This window comes from Mesorhizobium sp. M0106 (assembly GCF_040322715.1).
Classification (GTDB): Bacteria; Pseudomonadota; Alphaproteobacteria; order Rhizobiales; family Rhizobiaceae; genus Mesorhizobium.
The window spans coordinates 28,333-47,762 of the sequence record NZ_JAMYUA010000033.1; the positions used below are offsets into that span (position 1 = coordinate 28,333).

At 63.1% G+C, this 19,430-nt stretch carries 18 protein-coding genes; 6 read left to right on the forward strand and 12 right to left on the reverse strand.

The genetic code is table 11. The annotated features are described in order from the left end of the window. Window position 1: 1 nt before the first annotated feature. The gene (locus NKJ55_RS25775) at window positions 2–1,129 is read right to left on the reverse strand and encodes a BMP family ABC transporter substrate-binding protein (protein ID WP_352452346.1); all 1,128 of its coding nucleotides are present in this window, start codon (window positions 1,127–1,129) and stop codon (window positions 2–4) included. 322 nt (window positions 1,130–1,451) lie between these two features. Between NKJ55_RS25775 and NKJ55_RS25780 the strand changes: the two genes are divergently transcribed. Beyond that, complete coding sequence (locus tag NKJ55_RS25780; protein WP_023677208.1) at window positions 1,452–2,111, forward strand: GntR family transcriptional regulator; 660 nt, start codon at window positions 1,452–1,454, stop codon at window positions 2,109–2,111. Between the two features lie 3 nt (window positions 2,112–2,114). Here NKJ55_RS25780 and doeB read toward each other — a convergent pair whose 3' ends face one another. The 10 genes from doeB to ehuR all read right to left on the reverse strand — a co-directional run bounded on the left by doeB (window position 2,115) and on the right by ehuR (window position 11,834). Then, entirely contained in the window at window positions 2,115–3,116 is a 1,002-nt protein-coding gene (gene doeB, locus NKJ55_RS25785) for a N(2)-acetyl-L-2,4-diaminobutanoate deacetylase DoeB (protein ID WP_023677207.1), read from the reverse strand. Between the two features lie 5 nt (window positions 3,117–3,121). After that, window positions 3,122–4,300: an ectoine hydrolase DoeA gene (gene doeA / locus NKJ55_RS25790; protein ID WP_023677206.1), complete on the reverse strand. Its 1,179-nt coding sequence runs from the start codon at window positions 4,298–4,300 to the stop codon at window positions 3,122–3,124. A 38-nt stretch (window positions 4,301–4,338) separates the two neighbouring features. Beyond that, the gene (locus NKJ55_RS25795) at window positions 4,339–5,331 is read right to left on the reverse strand and encodes a cyclodeaminase (protein WP_352452347.1); all 993 of its coding nucleotides are present in this window, start codon (window positions 5,329–5,331) and stop codon (window positions 4,339–4,341) included. After that, window positions 5,328–6,320 (reverse strand): hydroxyectoine utilization dehydratase EutB, encoded by a 993-nt coding sequence (gene eutB, locus NKJ55_RS25800; protein WP_023677204.1) that lies wholly within the window; start codon window positions 6,318–6,320, stop codon window positions 5,328–5,330. Before eutB ends, NKJ55_RS25795 begins: the two co-directional genes overlap by 4 nt. A gap of 10 nt (window positions 6,321–6,330) precedes the next feature. Continuing rightward, the gene (eutA, locus tag NKJ55_RS25805; RefSeq protein WP_352452348.1) at window positions 6,331–7,104 is read right to left on the reverse strand and encodes an ectoine utilization protein EutA; all 774 of its coding nucleotides are present in this window, start codon (window positions 7,102–7,104) and stop codon (window positions 6,331–6,333) included. Then, window positions 7,101–7,760, reverse strand: a complete 660-nt coding sequence (gene ehuD, locus NKJ55_RS25810; RefSeq protein WP_023677202.1) for an ectoine/hydroxyectoine ABC transporter permease subunit EhuD — start codon at window positions 7,758–7,760, stop codon at window positions 7,101–7,103. Before ehuD ends, eutA begins: the two co-directional genes overlap by 4 nt. 16 nt (window positions 7,761–7,776) lie before the next feature. Then, complete coding sequence (gene ehuC, locus NKJ55_RS25815; protein ID WP_352452349.1) at window positions 7,777–8,436, reverse strand: ectoine/hydroxyectoine ABC transporter permease subunit EhuC; 660 nt, start codon at window positions 8,434–8,436, stop codon at window positions 7,777–7,779. Between the two features lie 187 nt (window positions 8,437–8,623). Further along, window positions 8,624–9,475 carry an ectoine/hydroxyectoine ABC transporter substrate-binding protein EhuB gene (ehuB, locus tag NKJ55_RS25820; RefSeq protein WP_352452350.1) on the reverse strand — a complete coding sequence of 284 codons (852 nt, stop codon included), beginning with the start codon at window positions 9,473–9,475 and terminating at the stop codon, window positions 8,624–8,626. A gap of 65 nt (window positions 9,476–9,540) precedes the next feature. After that, complete coding sequence (ehuA, locus tag NKJ55_RS25825; protein ID WP_352452351.1) at window positions 9,541–10,326, reverse strand: ectoine/hydroxyectoine ABC transporter ATP-binding protein EhuA; 786 nt, start codon at window positions 10,324–10,326, stop codon at window positions 9,541–9,543. A gap of 122 nt (window positions 10,327–10,448) precedes the next feature. Beyond that, complete coding sequence (gene ehuR / locus NKJ55_RS25830; RefSeq protein ID WP_352452352.1) at window positions 10,449–11,834, reverse strand: MocR-like ectoine utilization transcription factor EhuR; 1,386 nt, start codon at window positions 11,832–11,834, stop codon at window positions 10,449–10,451. Window positions 11,835–11,916: 82 nt separating this feature from the next. On the opposite strand from ehuR, the gene NKJ55_RS25835 reads away from it, so the two are divergent. From NKJ55_RS25835 to NKJ55_RS25855, 5 genes are all read left to right on the forward strand, one after another. Next, complete coding sequence (locus NKJ55_RS25835; protein WP_352452353.1) at window positions 11,917–12,408, forward strand: Lrp/AsnC family transcriptional regulator; 492 nt, start codon at window positions 11,917–11,919, stop codon at window positions 12,406–12,408. 127 nt (window positions 12,409–12,535) lie between these two features. Continuing rightward, window positions 12,536–14,029: an NAD-dependent succinate-semialdehyde dehydrogenase gene (locus NKJ55_RS25840; protein WP_352452354.1), complete on the forward strand. Its 1,494-nt coding sequence runs from the start codon at window positions 12,536–12,538 to the stop codon at window positions 14,027–14,029. Window positions 14,030–14,064: 35 nt separating this feature from the next. Further along, the gene (locus NKJ55_RS25845) at window positions 14,065–15,444 is read left to right on the forward strand and encodes an aspartate aminotransferase family protein (protein ID WP_352452355.1); all 1,380 of its coding nucleotides are present in this window, start codon (window positions 14,065–14,067) and stop codon (window positions 15,442–15,444) included. 9 nt (window positions 15,445–15,453) lie between these two features. After that, a complete protein-coding gene (locus NKJ55_RS25850; protein ID WP_352452356.1) occupies window positions 15,454–16,602 on the forward strand; it encodes an alcohol dehydrogenase family protein in 1,149 nt (382 codons plus the stop codon). Window positions 16,603–16,822: 220 nt separating this feature from the next. Continuing rightward, window positions 16,823–17,935: a nucleotidyltransferase family protein gene (locus NKJ55_RS25855; protein WP_352452357.1), complete on the forward strand. Its 1,113-nt coding sequence runs from the start codon at window positions 16,823–16,825 to the stop codon at window positions 17,933–17,935. A gap of 87 nt (window positions 17,936–18,022) precedes the next feature. On the opposite strand, the gene NKJ55_RS25860 is transcribed toward NKJ55_RS25855, so the two are convergent. After that, window positions 18,023–19,399 (reverse strand): aspartate aminotransferase family protein, encoded by a 1,377-nt coding sequence (locus NKJ55_RS25860; RefSeq protein WP_352452358.1) that lies wholly within the window; start codon window positions 19,397–19,399, stop codon window positions 18,023–18,025. Between the last annotated feature and the right edge of the window lie 31 nt (window positions 19,400–19,430).

Consider the following 19,430-nt stretch of genomic DNA (forward strand, 5'->3'; position numbering starts at 1 on the left):
TTCAGGCGGTCGAACCGACGACGCCCTCGACCAGGTAGTCCATGCTTTCGAGTTCGAGCGCGGTCTCGGCGAAGGCCTGGCCTTCGGTCACGACGACGACGCCCTTGTTGCTCTTCAGCGGACCCTTGATGACGGAAAAGCCGCCTTTCATCATTTCGGCCAGCGTGCCGTCGAACTGCTTGCGGGCGGCCTCGCCGACAGCGGGGCCGAGCGGGCTCATCTTGACGAAGCCGTCGGCCAGGCCACCGCGCGTGAAATTGGGCAGCGGCGTGCCGGCCACCAGATCGTCGACGAACATCTTGTAGACCTTGGCCCAGTTCCATTCCGCGCCGGTCAGGTATTTTTCCGGCGCCAGCGGGCTCTGGTTGGCATGATAGCCGCAGACGAAGGCGCCACGCCCGGCCGCCGTCTCGACCACCACCTTGGGGCTATCGACATGGCAGGTGATGACGTCGGCACCCTGGTCGACCAGCGCATTGGTGGCCTCGGCCTCCTTGACCGCTAGCGACCACTCGCCGGTGAAGATCACCTGGCAGGTGATGGTCGGGTCGACCGAGCGCGCGCCGAGCAGGAAGGAATTGATGTTGAGCAGCACCTGCGGGATCGGCTTTGCCGCGACGAAGCCGAGCTTCTTGGTTTTGCTGGTGTGACCGGCGACGACGCCGTTCAGATACTGGCCCATGCCGATATAGCCGAAATAGGAACCGGCATTCATCGGATGCTTGTCCTTGTTCCACATGCCACCACAATGGCGGAACTGCACGTCGGGGAATTTCGCGCACATGGCGAGCATGTGCGGATCGAAATAGCCGAACGAGGTCGGGAAGATCAGCGACGCACCGTCGAGATTGATCATCGATTCCATCGTCTTCTGAACGTCGACCGTCTCCGGCACGTTCTCCTCCTCGACGACGGAAATTCCTTCGATCCCCTTCAGCGTGGCGGCCCCTTCGGCATGCGCCTGGTTGTAGCCGTAGTCGTCCTTTGGCCCGACATAGATGAAGCCGACGGTGGCCGTCGCGGCGAAGGCCCTGCTGATCGGAAACGATGCGGACGCAAGGCCGAGCGCCGCTCCGGCGGCGGAGGTTTTGAGCAGGTCGCGGCGGCTAAGCATGAATCTCTTGGACATTGAATGCTCCCTCTGTGGGGCCTTTGGGGCCGGTTAACACCTCAATGAAAGAAGTGTATGCAATCAGCATGCCAGTTTCAGAAATGAGATTTATTCAGTAATATCAATGAGTGTTCCGATGTGGACTGCACAAAGCCGGAGCAATTGCATACACTTTTTGCCTCCAAAATCGCCAATTTGACATGAAGGCTAAAACATAGGCATACAGAGATGCGGAGGAATCGAAGCCGGTGAGTGGCTTACGGCTCTAGCAAAAAGACTGGACGGAGGAGACGTGTCGGGAAAGCGCAATTTGATCAGGTCGGGCACGACCGTCGATCAGATGGTGAGGGCGATCAGCGACCGGATCGTCACCGGTTTCCTGCGCCCGGGCGAAAAGCTCGACGAGGCCTCGCTCGCCGCCCGCTTCGACGTCTCACGCACGCCGATCAGGGAAGCGCTCAGCCGGCTCAGCGCCATGGGGCTGGTCGAAAGGCGGCCGAACCGCGGCGCCACCGTCGCCGTGGTGACGCAGGAGCACCTCGCCTCGATGTTCGAAAGCATGGCCGAGCTTGAAGCGATCTGCGCGCGGTTCTCGGCCGAGCGCATGACCGCTGGCGAGCGCCGCACGCTGGAGGCCGAGCACCAGGCCTCGGCGCGCTTCGTGCAGCTCGGTGCCGAAGAAGAGTATGAGCTTTTCAACACCGAATTCCACACCCGGCTCTATCGCGGCGCCCACAGCAAGCACATTTATGAACTGACCGTCATGACCCGCGGCCGCCTGGCGCCGTTCCGGCGCGCGCAATTCATGCTGCCCGGGCGGCTGGCCCAGTCCTGGCAAGAACATGACGCCATCGTCACCGCAATCATGCGCGGCGACAGTGCGGCGGCCGGAACAGCCGCCAAGGATCATGTCTCGATCGTCAGCGAGGCGAGCGCCGTCTTTGCGATCGGCGATCGCCCCAAAGGCAGGACCGAGCCGTTCCCGACATCGGCTTCCTAACCGTCAATCGACCAGCACGGCGACCACGGCAGCGCAGTCGCCGGCCTTGACCAGCCCCGGAAAATGCCGCGCCGCCAACAGACCGGACATTTTGGCCCGGATCTCCTGCGGAGCGCCGCCGGTGCGGCCTATGGAATGGATACGTGCCAGCACCTGGTTCTCTGCCACCGGCTCGCCGAGATCGATCATGGTTTCGATCATCCCGTCGTCCTCGGCGAACGAGAAGCAATCGCCGGACGGCATGTCGAGCCAGCGGGTTGGCTGCATCTCGACCGCGCCGGCGACGATGCCGGCATGGCGCAGCACATTGAGCACGCCGCGACGTGCGATCCGCACCGTTTCCGCGCGCGAAGTCCCGCCGCCGCCAAGCTCTGTGGTGATGAACAGCTTGCCCATCTCTTCGGCGGCAGTGTCGAACATGCCGACCGCGTCGATCTCCAGCATTTTCATCGACCATGGTGCGGAGAAGGCTTCAACCGCAGCGAAACCCTTCGCTTCCAGCACCTTGTCGGGCCGGATGTGGGCGGCGCAGAACGGCACGAAGTCGAGCGTCTTGCCGCCGGAGTGGAAGTCGAGCGCGATGTCTGTACGGGGCAGAAGCTCGCGCTGGAAATAATCAGCGATCTTCTCGGTCACCGTGCCGTCGGGCCGGCCGGGAAAGCTGCGGTTGAGATTGCCCTTGTCGATCGGCGAGGTGCGCGTGCCGGCGCGGAACGCCGGATAGTTCATCGCCGGCACGATGATGATCGTGCCGCTGACTTGCTTCGGGTCGAGCGTACGGGCGAGGTCATAGAGCGCCAGCGGCCCCTCGTACTCGTCGCCATGATTGCCGCCGGTGAGCAATGCGCTCGGCCCCTTGCCGTTGCGGATGACGCAGATCGGGATCATCACCGACCCCCAGGCGGAATCGTCGCGGCTGTAAGGCAGGCGCAGGAAACCGTGCTGCACGCCGTCGCGCTCGAAATCGACGGTCGGCGTGATCGGTGACGGGCGAAGGCTGGACATCGGACTCAATTCTTCACCACCAGTTTGCGCGGCACATTCGCCAGGCACTCGACGCCCGTCTCGGTGATCAGGATGGATTCGGTGATTTCCAGCCCCATCGTCTCAAGCCACAAGCCGGTCATGAAATGGAAGGTCATACCGGGCTTCAACTCGGTGCGGTCGCCTGGACGCAGGCTCATCGTGCGCTCGCCCCAGTCAGGCGGATAGGAAAGCCCGATCGGGTACCCGGTGCGGTTGTCCTTGACGATGCCGTACCGCTTCAACACCGCGAAGAAGGCGTTGGCGATGTCCTCGCATGTGTTGCCGGGCTTGGCGGCGGCAAGTCCCGCCTCCATGCCTTCCAGCGTCGCCTTTTCTGCATCGAGGAATTCCGGCGTCGGTTTACCAAGGAACACGGTCCGCGACAGCGGGCAGTGATAGCGGTTGTAGCAGCCGGCGATCTCGAAGAAGGTGCCCTCGCCCGATTTCATCGGCCGGTCGTCCCAGGTCAGATGCGGCGCCGATGCGTCGGCGCCTGACGGCAGCAGCGGCACGATCGCCGGATAGTCGCCGCCGATGCCGTCGACGCCGCGCGTGCCGGCATCGTAGATCTCGGCGACCAGGTCGCATTTGCGCATGCCGACCTCGATCTTATCGACGATGCGCTGGTGCATCGCTTCGACGATGCGGGCGGCCTTGCGCATGTAGTCGATTTCGGTCGGGCTCTTCACCGCGCGCTGCCAGTTGACGAGTGCCGTGGCGTCGACGAAGCGGGCATTGGGTAAGTGCTTCTGCAGCGCTGCGAAGGCAGCGGCCGAGAACCAGTAATTGTCCATCTCGACGCCGATGCTGAGCTTGCCCCAGCCGCGATCGGAGAGCACGCTGGACAGAAAATCCATCGGATGGCGCTCGGTCGACTGCACATAGTGGTCGGCATAGCCGATGATGTTGTCGTGCGCGAGATAGGCGGTGCGCTTGGCGCCGTTGGCGTCCTGGCCGCGCCCGTACCACACCGGCTCGCCCGACGGCGGCACGATGACAGCCTGGTGCACGTAGAACGACCAGCCGTCGTAGCCGGTCAGCCAGGCCATGTTGGACGGATCGCTGACGATCAATAGATCGACGCCCTTGGCCTCCATGACCTTCCGCGTTTTGGCGAGGCGCTCCGCATATTCGCCGCGCGAGAATTTCAAATTGGGCTGCATTGTTCTTGGTCCTCGTTTGTTGGGCCTTGCGGCCAGCATCAGCTTTCGAAAATCGTACCGGTCTTGGCTGCACGCGCACGGTCGCGGGCGAGCGTGGCGATCGCCGTGTCCTGCACGCCGGTGCCGGTCAGGTCGGCAATGGTGATGTCGCTGTCCGAGCGCCGGCCATGCCTTTCGCCGGCGATGATGTGGCCAAGCTCGGTGATTTCGGCATCGGACGCCATCACGCCCGCCGCGATAGCATGGTGCAGTTCGCCCAGCCGGCGCGTCTGTTTGGCGCTATCGGCGACGTAGAGATCGGCCATGCGCAGGATCGCCGGCGCGATCTCGTTCTTGTGCTCGGCATCCGAGCCCATGGCAGTGATATGCTGGCCGGCGGAAACGAAGCCGGCCTTGATCAGCGGCTCGGTCGACGGCGTCGTGGTGACGATGATGTCGGCATCGGCCGCAGCCTTTGCCGCGTCGGGCTCGGCGTGAACGGCGATGCCCAGTCTTTCGGACAATGCGTCGGCCGCGGCCTCGGCCTTGGCGGCATCCCTTGCCCAGACGCGAGCCTCGGTGATCGGCCGCACCAGCATCAGCGCTTCGAGCTGCAGTCCGGCCTGAACACCGGCGCCGAAGATCGCGGCAACGGAGGAACCCGGCCGCGACAGATGTTTGGCGGCGACCGCACCGGCGGCGGCCGTGCGGATGTCGGTGAGATAGCCATTGTCGAGCAGCAGCGCCTCGACCAATCCGGTTTTCGCCGACAGCAGCACCATCATGCCGTTGACGCTGGGCAGGCCGAGCTTGGGATTATCGAAAAAGCCAGGGCTGATCTTGATAGCAAAACCGTCGATACCCGGTACATAGGCGGTCTTGACGTCGACCTCGCCGCGATGCTCTGGAATGTCCAGCCGCAGGATCGGCGGCATCGCCACCGGCAAGGTAGCGAGCGCCCGAAACGCGTTCTCGACGCAGGCGATGGCATCAAGATCGAGCTTCACGATCTTGCGCAATTCAGCTTCGGTGAGGATCGTCATCCGGCTCATGCTGCGCTCTCCGCAATTGCTTCGCCGCAGATGATCTTGCGGTGCAGTGTCATATCGATGTTGCGGCCGGACAGCACGAGCACCGTCGGGCCGCTCGCCCTGACCTTGCCGGCAAGCACGGCTGCGATGCCGACCGCGCCGGCGCCTTCGACGATCTCGCGCTCCTGTTCATAGGCATGGCGGATGCCGGTGGCGATCTCGCCCTCGCTGAGCAGGATCACATCGTCGAGCAGGTCGCGGCACATGGAAAAGGTCAGCCGGTTGTCGAGGCCTATGCCGCCGCCGAGGGAATCGGCCAGTGTCGGCAGTTCCTCGACCAAAACCGGATGTCCGGCGTCGAGGCTCGCCTTCATCGCCGCACCGCGCGCCATTGAAACGCCCATCACCTTCGTCGCCGGGCTGACGCCCTTCACGGCAGCAGCTACGCCAGCCGCCAGCCCACCGCCGGAAAGCGGCACCAGCACCAAGGCGGCGTCCGGAACCTGTTCGATGATCTCCAGCCCGAGCGTGCCTTGCCCGGCGACAATGGCAGGATGGTCGAAGGGCGGCAGCATGATCAGCCCCTCTTCCGCGACCAGCCGTTCGACCTCCCGCTGCGCATCGTCCTGGCTGTTGCCGACGATGCGGATCTCGGCGCCGAGCCGACGGATCTCGTCCAGCTTGTTCTGCGGCACCAGCCGCGACATGCAGATCGTCGCGTCGATACCTTGCAGTCGAGCGGCATAAGCCAGCGCCCGGCCGTGGTTGCCGGTCGAGGCAGCGACGACGCCGCGCGCCTTCTCCTCTTCTGTCAGCGAAGCGATAGCGTTCGAGGCACCGCGCAGCTTGAAGGCGCCGGTGGTCTGCCGGTGTTCGAGCTTGAGATAAACAGGAGCGTCCAAGTGCTGGGAAAGACTCCGGGAAGTGACGGTCGGCGTACGCTCGACCTTGTCTGCGATGCGCTCGCGCGCGGCGTGGATATCGGAGAGGCTTATCCTGGACGTGGTCATGGCTTATCAATCAGTTCAGCGGCAGCGTCATCAGACGGCCGAATTCAGGGCGCGGCTCGTCGTCGTCGCAAAGCCGCAGGCAATTCCAGGCTGTCGCCTGGTTGCTGGTGACGACAGGACGGCCGATGGCTTCTTCCATGCCGACAACTGCCGCCGCGGACCGCAGTGCCGTGCAGGAGACAAACAGCGCGTCCGAGTGTTCGGCCATCGCCTCGCGAGCCAGATCGACCAAGGATTTCGGCGCAATCCGCGCCATCTCGCGATCATCCTCGAAGCCGAGGCAAGTGAAGCTAGCGATCTCGAAACCATGCTCGGTGAAATAGGCCGCCATCGGCCGGCTGGTCTCGACCGTATAGGGAGTGAGGATGCTGATCGTCCTGGCGCCCAGCGCCTTCAGGCCGCGCACCCCGGCCATCGGCGGCGTGACCACCGGCACGCCGGGCTTGGCGGCCTGCACCGCCGCCTCGATTTCGGCATCGCCGATCACGACGGAAGCTGAGGTGCAGGAATAGCAGATCGCATCGAGCGGCTCGTCGGGCAGGATCAGGGCCGCGGCCGCCGTCAGTGACTGCTGCATCTTGCGCAAATTGTCCGGCGTCGTCGGGTTGGCGTAGGGGATGCGCGCGACATAGACCCCGATGCGGTCGCTTGCCACCATGCGGTGAAAATCCGGTTCGCTCGTATGGTCGGTGGCAAGGATGATCAGGCCGACCCGCTTTTCCAGCGGACGCGCATCGAGCGCCGGCCGGGCCGGGCGCAGGCGGATTTCGGGTGCAGCGCTCATCGTTCGATCCGCCCATAACGGTGTTCCAGCCAGCGCAGCAGCACCACCGAGAACAGGCTGATGGCGAGGAAGAAGGCGCCGACCAAGGTGATCGGTTCGATATACCGATAATAGGTATTGGCGACGCTCTTGGCCTGGTTCATCAGTTCGAGCACGGTGATCGCCGACAGCAGCGGCGTCTCTTTGAACATGGCGATGAAATAATTGGCAAGCGCCGGGATCATCGGCGGGATCGCCTGCGGAATGATGATGTGCGTCCAGGTCTGGGTGGCGTTCAGATTGCAGGCCTTGGCCGCTTCCCACTGGCCGCGCGGAACATTATCGATGCCGGCGCGGTAGACCTCGGCCGTGTAAGTGCCGTAATGCAGCCCGAGACCGATGACGCCCGCGACAAGCGGCGGCAACAGGATGCCAAAATCCGGCAGCACGTAGAAGATGAAATAGAGCTGCACCAACAGCGGCGTGCCACGGATGAACTCGGCAAGGAAACCGACGGTGCGCGACAGAGCCCTGTTCGGCGACCGGCGCGCCAACGCGATGCCCAGCCCAACGATGGCCGCCAGCACCGAGCCGAGCAGCGTCGCCAGGATGGTGATCTTCACCCCCTCGATCAGCGTCGGCAGGATCTGCCGGACAAAATCCCAATCCCATTCCATTAGCAGGGACGATCCATCATACGCGCACCCCGTCGAGGCCACGCGCCATGCGGCGTTCCAGCGACCGCACGCCCCAGGAGATGAGCAGCGCCAGGACGAAATAGATGACGAGGATGGTGCTGAACGGCACCAGAGTATTGCCGGTCTGCGAGCGTACCACCTGCGCCTGGAAGGTCAGGTCGGCGAGCGAGATTAGCGAAACGACGGCGGTGGCCTTGAGCAATTCAATGGCGTTGTTGCCAAAGGTTGGCAGCATCACCAGAAGCGCCTGCGGCAGTATGATATGGCGCATGGCTTGCCAGCGGCCGAGATTGAGGGCGGTGCAGGCCTCATATTGTTCGCGGCCGATAGACTTGACGGCGCCACGCACCACTTCCGCCGCATAGGCGCCGACATTGAGGCCCAGCGCCAGCACGCCGGCCTGCAGCGGCGTCAGCGAAATGCCGGCAAAAGGCAGCACGAAATAAGCCCAGAACAGCTGCACGAAAATCGAGGTGCCGCGGAAGAACTCGATATACGCGGTGGCCAGCGCGCGTAGCACGAAAAACCGCGACAGCCGCCCCAGTCCGGCAAGAAAGGCCATGACCAAGGCCAGCACCGACCCCATCAGCGTCAGCTCGATGGTGACAAGCGCTCCTTGCAATATCAGGCCGAAATAGCCGGACCATTGGGTCATTGGGTCGAAAGTTTCCGCGTTGAATGTCTAGCGACACGTTGGTTCCAGCGTCCTTCTCCCCGTTCACGGGGAGAAGATGCCGGCAGGCAGATGAGGGGCAGCGCGAACCAACCGGAGTATGGCGCCGCCCCTCATCCGGCCCTTCGGGCCACCTTCTCCCCGTGAACGGGGAGAAGGAAGAACGCACCTACTTCGCCGAGCAGAGCTTGTCGCGGCTCGTCGACATTGCCGCCGCCGCCGAGAAGCCGTAAGGCTCGATGATCTTGGCGAACTCGCCGGACTTCTTCAGTTTCGCCAGCTCGACATCATAGGCGTCGCGCAGCGCTTCGTCGCCCTTCTTGAAGGCCGCGCCGTCGCAATAGACCGGCGCACCGACCACCGGCGCGATGACTTCGAGGTTCGGATCATTGGCTTTCTTGACCAGGTCGTTGATCGACAGCACGGGCAGCGAATAAGCATCGATGCGGCCGTCCTGCAGCATCTTCAGGCCGCTCTGGCCGTCCGGCACGACGATGACGCGCTCGCGCGGCACACCTGCGGTGAGCGCAAGCTTCTCTTCGGTGCCGCCACCCGGTGCGCCGATCGTGGCGCTCGCGTCCTTCGCGACGTCCTCGTAGCTCTTGAAACCCTTCGGGTTGCCCTTCTTCACCAGCATCGCCTCGGCGTCGCACAGCACCGGTTCCGAATAGGCGACCGCAGCACAACGTTCCGGCTTCATGAACAATCCGGCGGTGACGACGTCGAAACGGCCGGCCTGCAGGCCGGGAATCATCGCGCCATATTCCGAGATCGAGGCGACGATATCGTTGACGCCAAGGCGCTTGAAGATTTCACGGGCAACGTCAGGCGCCGCACCCGAAACCTTGCCGTCGGCAGCGACCGCCGTATAGGGCGGCTCGTTGGCGATGGCGACGCGGGCAAAGCCTTGCGCCTTGAGCTCTTCGAGCTTGCTGTCGTCGGCCGAGCCGGCCGTCGAGGCGGCCAGCACCGCCGTCAGCGTAATACCGGCGACGCCGGCCAAAATGGCAAATTTCTTCATTGTTCCCAACTCCTTGTTTGTCTGTCTTCTTGGCTTGTTTGAGGCGTCGCCGCCTCGCATGGCAGTCAGACCCGATGTCCGGCCGCAATGATCTTCTTCAGGAAACCTTGCGTGCGCTCCTGTTTGGGATGGCGGAAAATCTCGTCGGGCTTGCCCTCCTCGACTATTCTGCCGCGATCGAAAAACAGCACCCGGTCGGCGAAGTCATGGGCGAAACCCATCTCGTGGGTGACCAGCAGCATGGTCATGTCGGTCTCGGCGGCGAGCTTGCGCATGACGTTGAGCACCTCGTCGACGAGTTCCGGGTCGAGCGCCGAGGTGACCTCGTCGAACAGCATGATCTTCGGCGACAGCGCCAGCGCCCGCGCAATCGCGACGCGCTGCTTCTGGCCGCCTGAAAGCTGCGCCGGCATCGCCTTGGCCTTGTCGACCATGCCGACCATGTCGAGCAGTTCCATCGCCCGCTTTTCGGCGGCGGCCCGCGGCACGCCTTTGGTCAGCATCGGTGCCAGCGTCACATTGTCGATGGCGCATTTGTGCGGAAACAGATTGAACAGTTGGAAGACCATGCCGATCTTCTGGCGCATCTTTGCCAAATGTCGTTCATCGGCCGTCAGCAGCCGGCCGTTACGCTCCATGTGGTACAACTGTTCGCCGTCGACTTGGATGTGGCCGCTGTCGATACGCTCTAGCGTCATCAGGATACGCAGGATCGTCGTCTTGCCCGAACCAGACGGGCCGATTAGTGCCAGCTTCTCGCCGGGCATGACTTGCATCGAGAGGCCGTCCAGCACCTTGAAGGTGCCGAAGCTTTTCGAAATACCGTCGATCTTGATGATGGGCGCCGACAATGAATTTCCCGTGCTGGAGAAGCTATGCCTTTAACGATGCGGATCGCGGCAAATCATGTCAATCAAGAAAATAATATCATGACAATATTTCGGATTCCGCACAATTTCCCGCCATTTGTCGCCTAGATCGCAAGCAGGAGATGCTCGGGATCGCCGAGCAGAAGCTTGGTGACAACGCCGAGACCGGCACGCAGTTCCCCCTCCGTGGTCGAGCCCAGCGAAATCCGTACGGCTGGATGCCAAGGCATCTGCGAAATGCGAAACGACGTGCCGGGCGCGATCGCCACGCCCTGCAGGCGGGCCTGGGAAACAAAGCTTTCCTCACCGCGGTCATCGGGCAGTTGCAGCCAGACATGCAGCCCGTCGCGATGAGCGCGATAGTCCACTCCGGCAAGCACCTCGGCGGCTATGTCCAGACGCCGCCGCAAAGCCAGGCGCTGCCATCGCACGAGTTCCATCGCGGTGCCGTCGGTCACCCATTTGGTGGCGATCTCGGCCACCAACGGCGTCGCCATCCAGTTCGAGACGAGATGGCGGTTGGCGACCGCGGCGACATAACGATCGGGCGCCGCGAGATAGCCGATGCGCAGGCCCGGCACCACGATCTTGGTGAAGGAGGTGACGTAGAGCGTGCGCTCGGGCGCGAAGGCGGCTACCGGCGGCGGCCGGTCCTCGACCAACGGGCCGAGGACGTCGTTTTCGATAATGGCGATGTCATGCCTGCGCGCAACGGCGGCAATCTGTTCGCGCCGGCCGGCATCCATCAGGGTGGCCGTAGGGTTGATCACCGACGGCTGCACGAACACGGCGCGGATGTCCGACAGCCGGCAGGCCTCGTCCAGCGCTTCCGGGATCAGCCCATTGTCGTCGATCGGCAAACCCTCAAGGTTGAAGCCGAGATAACGCGCCAGCGGGATCAGCGTGTGGTGACCGATCGCCTCGGTAGCGACGGTCGAGCCGGGCGGCGCCACGCTCATCAGCGCCACTGTCATCCCTGCGGTGGCACCGTTGGTCAGGCTGATGTTCTGCGGCGACGCGTCGAGGCCACAGAGGCGTAGCCACTCGACACCCACCGCGCGGTGGCGCGGGAACACCATGTTCGGCCTGAACGACAGTGCCGAGCTCGACGGCAGGTTTTCGGCGAGCCAGCCCAGCGCCTGCCTCAGCCGCTCCAGATGCATCGGTTCGCAGACCGGCTTCAGGATGGAGAGATCGATGACCTCGCCCAGCCGCTCCGGCAGATAGGGGGGCTCCGGCTCGCGGCGCTGTGTCTGCACGAAGCTGCCGCGGCCGACCTCGCCGGACACCAGCCCGCGGCGGATCAGCTCCTCATAGGCGCGGCTGACCGTCTGCACGGAAAGTTGCAGATCGTCAGCCAACTGCCGGTGCGTAGGCAACCGAGCGCCATTGGCCAGGCGCCCGTCATGGATGGCGCGCGCGAACTGGTCGGCGAGCGATTGATAGGCCGGCCGCCGGATAAGAGCGGGATCTGGTCGCCAAAATGTCATGACTTATTAGAGATCGAAATCAGTGCAATTGACAATCGAAATAATGCGCCGTCATGGTGTCCGGCACTGGAAGTGGGCGATCATGGCTGCAGCGAAACTCGATCCGATCGATCTGAAAATCCTCGACGCCATCCAGCGCGACGGGCGCATCACCAAGCTGGCGCTGGCCGAGAAAGTCGGCCTGTCGCCGACGCCGTGCTGGATGCGGCTGCGCAAGCTGGAAAAGGCCGGCATCGTCTGCGGCTATCATGCCAGGATCGCCATGCGCGCCATCGCGCCGGTCGCCACCGTGCTGATGGAGGTGACGCTTGCCAACCACCGCCAGGCCGATTTCGACCGTTTCGAGCGTGTCATCCGCAACATTCCCGAGATCGTCGCGTGCTGGTCTGTCGGCGGCGGCGTCGATTACCTGCTGAAAGTCATGGCGCGCGACATCGACGCCTATCAGCGGCTGGTCGACACTCTGCTCGAACGCGAGATCGGCATCGACCGCTATTTCACCTATATCGTCACCAAGACGGTGAAGGAGGAGAGTGTGCTGCCGGTGGCGGACCTGTTGCCGGCATCTTCCTGATACCGGAGAGATCGTCTGGCTGGGCAGGGCAATAGAGACAATCTCTCTACGTGCAGGCACGCAAACAGCCTCTCTGTTTGCGCGGCAGAGATAGTCTTGCGGCATCACCCGAACCGGGAGCCCGATGATGTCCGCACATTTTGCCCGCTCGCACCGCCATGAAGCACTTGATCGCCTCGCCGACCGGCGGCTGCTGCGCGAACTCGCCTATGTCGCTGGCCACTGGACGGCGAGCGAGACCGCGGAGAGTTTCGAGGTGACCGATCCGGCCACCGAATCCACCGTTGCTTTCGTTGCCGCGCTCGATGCCCGGCAGACCACATTGGCGATCGATGCGGCATCGCGCGCCTTTCCTGCCTGGCGCGCATTGCTGCCGCAGGAACGGTCGAAAATCTTGCGAAAATGGTTCGATCTGATCGTCGCCGCCAAAAATGACCTGGCCCTGCTGATGACGCTAGAACAAGGCAAGCCGCTGAAGGAATCGCGCGGCGAGATCGACTATGCCGCCTCTTTTGTCGAATGGTATGCCGAGGAGGCCAAACGTCTCAACGCCGAAAGCGTCACCAGCCATCTGCCTGATACCGAGATGATGGTGCGGCGCGAGCCGCTTGGTGTCGTCGGCGTCGTCACGCCGTGGAATTTTCCCGCGGCCATGCTGACCCGCAAGGCGGCCGCCGCCCTTGCCGCCGGCTGCACCATCGTCGCGCATCCTTCCTCGGAAACGCCGCTGTCTGCACTGGCGTTGGCCGAGCTTGGCGAACGTGCCGGCCTGCCGGCTGGCGTGTTCAACGTCCTCACCGGCAGGGCTTCGATCATCGTCGGGCGGATGTGCGAAGACCCGCGCGTTCGCGCCATGAGCTTCACCGGCTCGACCGAGATCGGCAGGTTGATCGCCGCGCAAAGTGCGCCGACGATGAAGCGTCTTGCGATGGAGCTTGGCGGTCATGCGCCTCTGATCGTCTTCGCCGACGCCGATCTCGACAAGGCTGTGACCATCGCCGTCGACGCTAAATTCGCGACCTCCGGCCAGGACTGCCTCGCCGCCAACCGCATCTATGTCCAGCGTCCGATATACGATCGGTTCTGCGCTGCTTTCGCTAAACGCGTCGAGGCATTGCGGGCCGGCAATGGCCTCGCTGACGACACCGAAATCGGACCCTTGATGCACGAACGCGCCGTCAAAAAGGTCGAGGAGCAGGTGGCCGATGCGCTCGCCAAAGGCGCGCGTTGCCTGACCGGCGGCAAGCGCCATCCTGCCGGGCCGCTGTTCTACCAGCCGACCCTGCTCGCCGACGTTGGAGACGACGCTTTGATCATGCGCGAGGAGACCTTCGGTCCGGTTGCGGCAGTGACGCCTTTCGACAGCGAAGAGGAAGTCGTCGCCCGCGCCAATGCGACCGAGTACGGCCTGGTGGCCTATGTCGTGACTGAGAATGGCGGTAGGCAATTGCGCATCGGCCGCGCGCTCGACTATGGCATGGTCGCCATCAACCGCGTCAAGATCACCGGCGCGCCGGTCCCGTTCGGCGGCGTCAAGCAGTCCGGCATCGGTCGCGAGGGCTCGCGTCACGGGCTCGAAGCCTTTACCGATCTCAAATATCTCTGCCTGGACGTGGCCTAGAACCGCGCCCGACACTTTTCCTTAGGAGTAAAAAGATGCTCGACCAGTCAAACGAACTCGCCGCCTGGGATCGCGATCACTTCTTCCATCCCTCGACCCATATGGGAACGCACGCGCGTGGCGAGAGCCCGACGCGGGTGATCGCCGGTGGCGAAGGCGTCACCATCTGGGACAATAACGGTCGCAAGAGCATCGATGCCTTCGCCGGGCTCTACTGCGTCAATGTCGGCTATGGCCGCCAGAAGATAGCCGACGCCATCGCCGCGCAGGCCAAGAACCTCGCCTATTACCACGCCTATGTCGGGCACGGCACCGAGGCATCGATCACGCTTTCCAAGATGATCATCGACCGCGCGCCGCAAGGCATGTCGAGGGTCTATTTCGGCCTCTCCGGTTCCGATGCCAACGAAACCAACATTAAGCTGATCTGGTACTACAACAATGTGCTCGGCCGGCCCGAGAAGAAGAAGATCATCTCGCGCTGGCGCGGTTATCACGGCTCCGGCATCATGACCGGATCGCTGACCGGCCTCGACCTGTTCCACAACGCCTTCGATCTGCCGCGTGCGCCGGTCCTGCACACCGAGGCGCCCTACTATTTCCGCCGCGCCGACCGCTCGCTGAGCGAGGAGCAGTTTTCGCAATACTGTGCCGACAAGCTCGAGGAGATGATTCTCGCCGAAGGGCCGGAGACGGTCGCCGCGTTCATCGGTGAGCCTATCCTCGGCACCGGCGGCATCGTGCCGCCGCCGGCCGGCTACTGGGAGAAGATCCAGGCGGTGCTGAAGAAGTACGACGTGCTTCTGGTTGCCGACGAGGTCGTCACCGGCTTCGGCCGGCTGGGCACCATGTTCGGCTCCGACCACTACGGCATCAAGCCCGACCTGATCACCATCGCCAAGGGCCTGACCTCGGCCTATGCGCCGCTCTCCGGCGTCATAGTCTCAGACAAGGTCTGGCAGGTGCTCGTCCAAGGCTCCGACAAGCTCGGCTCGCTCGGCCATGGCTGGACCTATTCGGCGCACCCGATCTGCGTCGCCGCCGGCGTCGCCAACCTGGAACTGATCGACGAGATGGACCTGGTGCGGAACGCCGGCGAGACCGGCGCCTATCTCCGCGCCGAGCTGACGAAAGCCGTCGGCGGCCACAAAAACGTCGGCGAGGTGCGCGGCGACGGCATGCTGGCGGCGATCGAGTTCGTCGCCGACAAGAACGATCGCGTATTCTTCGACGCCACGCAAAAGATCGGGCCGCAGGTCGCAACCGCTCTTGCGGCAAGCGGCGTCATCGGCCGGGCCATGCCGCAGGGCGACATTCTCGGTTTCGCGCCGCCGCTCTGCCTGACGCGGCAAGAGGCCGATATCGTCGTGTCGAAGACGGCCGACGCGGTGAAGAGCGTGTTTGCAAACATCTGAAGAGTCGACATGAATGCCATGACCAAAACCCTCCCCGCCACCATGGCCGCCGTGCAACTGATCGAGCACGGCGGACCGGAAAAGCTCGTCTACCGCACCGACGTCAAAGTACCCTCGCCCGTCCCGGGCGAGGTGCTGGTCAAGGTCACCGCTTGCGGCATGAACAACACCGACGTCTGGGTGCGCCAGGGCGCCTATGGAACGGAGGAGGATGCCGCCGCTGTGTCGACCTGGCGTCGTCAGGGCAATACGCTGAGCTTCCCGCGCATCCAGGGCACCGACACGGTCGGCAACATCATTGCCGTCGGCGACGGCGTGTCGCCGGCCCGCATCGGCGAGCGGGTGATGGTCGATTTCTCCATCTACAATCGCGACGACGATTCACTCGCCGACATCGACTATATGGGCCACGGTCGAGACGGCGGCTATGCCGAATACCAGGCAGTACCGTCCGAAAACGCCCATGTCGTCGACACCGATCTGAGCGACGTCGAGCTTGCCACTTTCTGCTGCGCCTATCTCACCGGCGAGCAGATGCTGGAACGCGCCGCATTGAAAGCCGGCGAGCGTGTGCTGGTCACCGGCGCCTCGGGCGGCGTCGGCTCCGGCATCGTGCAGTTGGCGCGGGCACGCGGCGCCATTCCCTATGCGGTTGCCGGCAAGGGCAAGGAACAGGCCGTGCGTGACATCGGCGCCGAGGCGGTGATCACCCGTGGCGTGGCCGACCTGCCGGCAGCCGTGAACGAGGCGACCGGCGGGCGGCCAATCGATGTGGTCGCCGACCTGGTCGGCGGCACCATCTTCAATGACCTCTTGCGCATCTTGAGGCCCGAAGGCCGCTACACCACGGCCGGCGCGATCGCCGGCCCGGTCGTCCAGCTCGACCTGCGCACCATGTACCTGAAACAGCTCCAACTGCATGGCTCGAGCCAAGGCACGCGGGCGGATTTCCGCCGCATCGTGCGTTACATCGAGGACAAGAAAATCCGGCCGCTGGTCGGCGGCGTCTACCGGCTCTCCGATTTCCATCGCGCCCAGGCCGATTTCATCGCCAAGGATTTCGTTGGCAAGCTGGTCGTCGTGCCGGATGCGGTCGCCAAAATAGCGCGTCGACCAAAAACGCCTATGACAGGCTCGGGCCGTTCGCGGACGCGGTGAGGTCGAGCGCCACATCCAAGCAGCGTTTTCGTGATGGCTTTGTTTATCTGAATGAGCAAAACCCATTCTGATTTGGCTGCACGCCGGCAACAAGGATTCCTGACCCTCTCCTGCGACGTTATAAGGTTTTCGCGATTTTCTTATAACTCCCCGCTTGCGTCCCTTGAGGTCATGCCGCTATAAGAGAACCGCATTTTTCTTATAACCGGAGCCGCCTGACATGAAGACGGTCGACCTCGTTTACCGCACGATGTATGCGGAACTCGTCCAGCGATCCTTGGACGCAGCCTTCGAAACGGATTTCCCTACGACGGGCAATCTCGTCAAGGTGCCCGTCAAGGGCAACGTATACTGGTATTTCGAGGAAACGCAGCCGACGAAGACGCGACGGTATGTCGGGCCTGACAGCGATCCCGAGATTGCAAAACGCGTCGAATCCTTCCGTCAGATCAAGGACGACCTCCGCGCCCGCAGGAAGCTGGTATCCACGCTCGTGCGCGAGGCAGGGCTGACAGAACCCGAAAGGTTCACCGGGGATGTCGTCGAGGCGCTGGGGAAGGCTGGCATCTTCCGCTTGCGCGGCGTCCTGGTCGGCACAGTCGCCTTTCAGTCCTACGCGGGCTATCTGGGCGTGAAGCTGCCCGGTGCAGCGTTGCAGACGGGCGATGCAGACTTCGCCCTATTCCATTCCGTGTCGGCCGCGGTCGAGGACAGCCTGCCGCCCATCCTCGAAATCTTGAGGGAGATCGACCCAACCTTCAGGGAAATCCCTCACAGATCAGATCCCGAACACGCGACGCAATTCGAGAACGCAGTCCGATACAAGGTCGAGTTCCTTACACCGAACACGGGCAGCGATGACTACGCCGATCATGCAACCTCGATGCCGTCTTTGGGCGGTGCATCCGCGCAGCCTCTTCGGTTTCTCGATTTCCTGATCCACGAACCAATCAGAACTGTGCTGCTGCATCGATCGGGAGTGCCTGTCGTGGTACCGTCGCCCGGACGATATGCGGTTCACAAGCTGATCGTTGCCTCGCGCCGACAGAACAACGCAAACGGCGTGGGCAAGCGGGAAAAGGATGTCCACCAGGCAGCACTTCTGGTCGAGGCACTGGAAGCTACCCGTCGCCAGGACGATCTCGCCATCGCGTTTTCGGAAGCGTGGGACAGGGGGAAACATTGGCGTGAAGCGATACAAAAAGGACTTGGCTTGATTCCCCAGAAACAGCGTGGCGACGTCGAGGCGACGATCGTCAACGCACTTTCAGGAATCGGCGAGGAACTGGAAGGATTCAGCGGCTCATCTGCGAAAACAAAGCACGGAGACTAAACGGCAGCAACGGGTGTGGAGGGTAACCTTCTGCCAGCCGTCGCCGAGGCGTTTTTGTTTTCAGGTTTCAAAATCGACTTTGCCTATTCAGCTCTGGGATCGGACCTGCTTGGCGGCAGCCTCGAGCGACCGTTCAAACGCGTCGATCACCTGGTCGACCTGCGGCTCCGTGATGATCAGCGGCGGGCAGAAGGCCAGCGCGTCGCCCATATTGCGCGAGATGACGCCGTTCTGCTGCATAAAACCGTTGACGAGCCCGCCCAGCGCGCCGGCCGTCTCCCACGGCGTCTTGTTCGCCTTGTCGCTGACCAGCTCGACCGCCGCGATCAGGCCGACGCCGCGCACCTCGCCGACAAGCGGGTGCGAAGCGAGCGTGCGCAGCCGCTTCTGCATATGCGCGCCGACCGCACGCGCATTGCCGACAAGGTCGCGCTCCTCGATCAGCTTCAGGTTCTCGAGCGCGACCGCTGCCGCAACGGGATGGCCGCCGCCGGTGAAACCGTGGCCGAAGGTGCCGATACGGTTGCTTTCGTCGGCGATCGGCTCGAATACCTTGTCATTGATCAGCAGGGCCGAGATCGGCAGGTAGGACGAAGAGATCTGTTTCGATAACACCATGATGTCGGGCCTGATGCCGAAGGTCTGCGAGCCGAACATCTCACCTGTTCGGCCAAAGCCGCAGATCACCTCGTCGGCGATGAGCAGGATGTCGTATCTCGATAGCACCGCCTTTATCTTCTCCCAGTAGCCGGCCGGCGGAACGATGACGCCGCCGGCGCCCATGATCGGTTCGCCGAAAAAGGCGGCGATGGTTTCCGGTCCTTCGGCGAGGATCAGCTTTTCCAGCTCGTCGGCAAGCCGCGTCGAAAACAGCTCTTCGCTTTCACCCGGCAGCGCCTCGCGCCAATGGTGCGGCGTCGAGGTGTGCAGCACATTGGCGATCGGCAGGTCAAAGGAAGTGTGGTTGTTGGGCAGTCCGGTCAGGCTCGCCGAGGCGATGGTGACGCCGTGATAGCCCTTCTTGCGGCTGATGATCTTCTTGCGCGCCGGCTGGCCGAGCGCATTCGACCGGTACCAGATCATCTTCATGGCCGTATCGTTGGCCTCGGAGCCGGAATTGGTGAAATACGCCTTGCTCATCGGCACCGGCGCCATCTGCACCAGTCTCTCGGCGAGATCGATCAGCGGCGAATGCGATTTGGAGCCGAAATCATGATAGTAGGGCAGCTTCGACATTTGCCGTACTGCCGCATCGACCAGCCGCTTTTCCGAAAAACCGACCGCGACGCTCCAAAGCCCGGCCATCGCCTCGATATAACGGTTGCCGGCGAGGTCCTCGACATAGATGCCGTCGCCCTTCTCGATAATGAGCGGCCCCGATTCCTGATGCTTGCGCGCATTCGTATAGCCATGCATGTGAAAGCTTATGTCGCGGGCTTCGGGAGAATTCGGTCGTGCGTCCATGATGGCTCCTGTGCTGCACGCGGAAACAGTC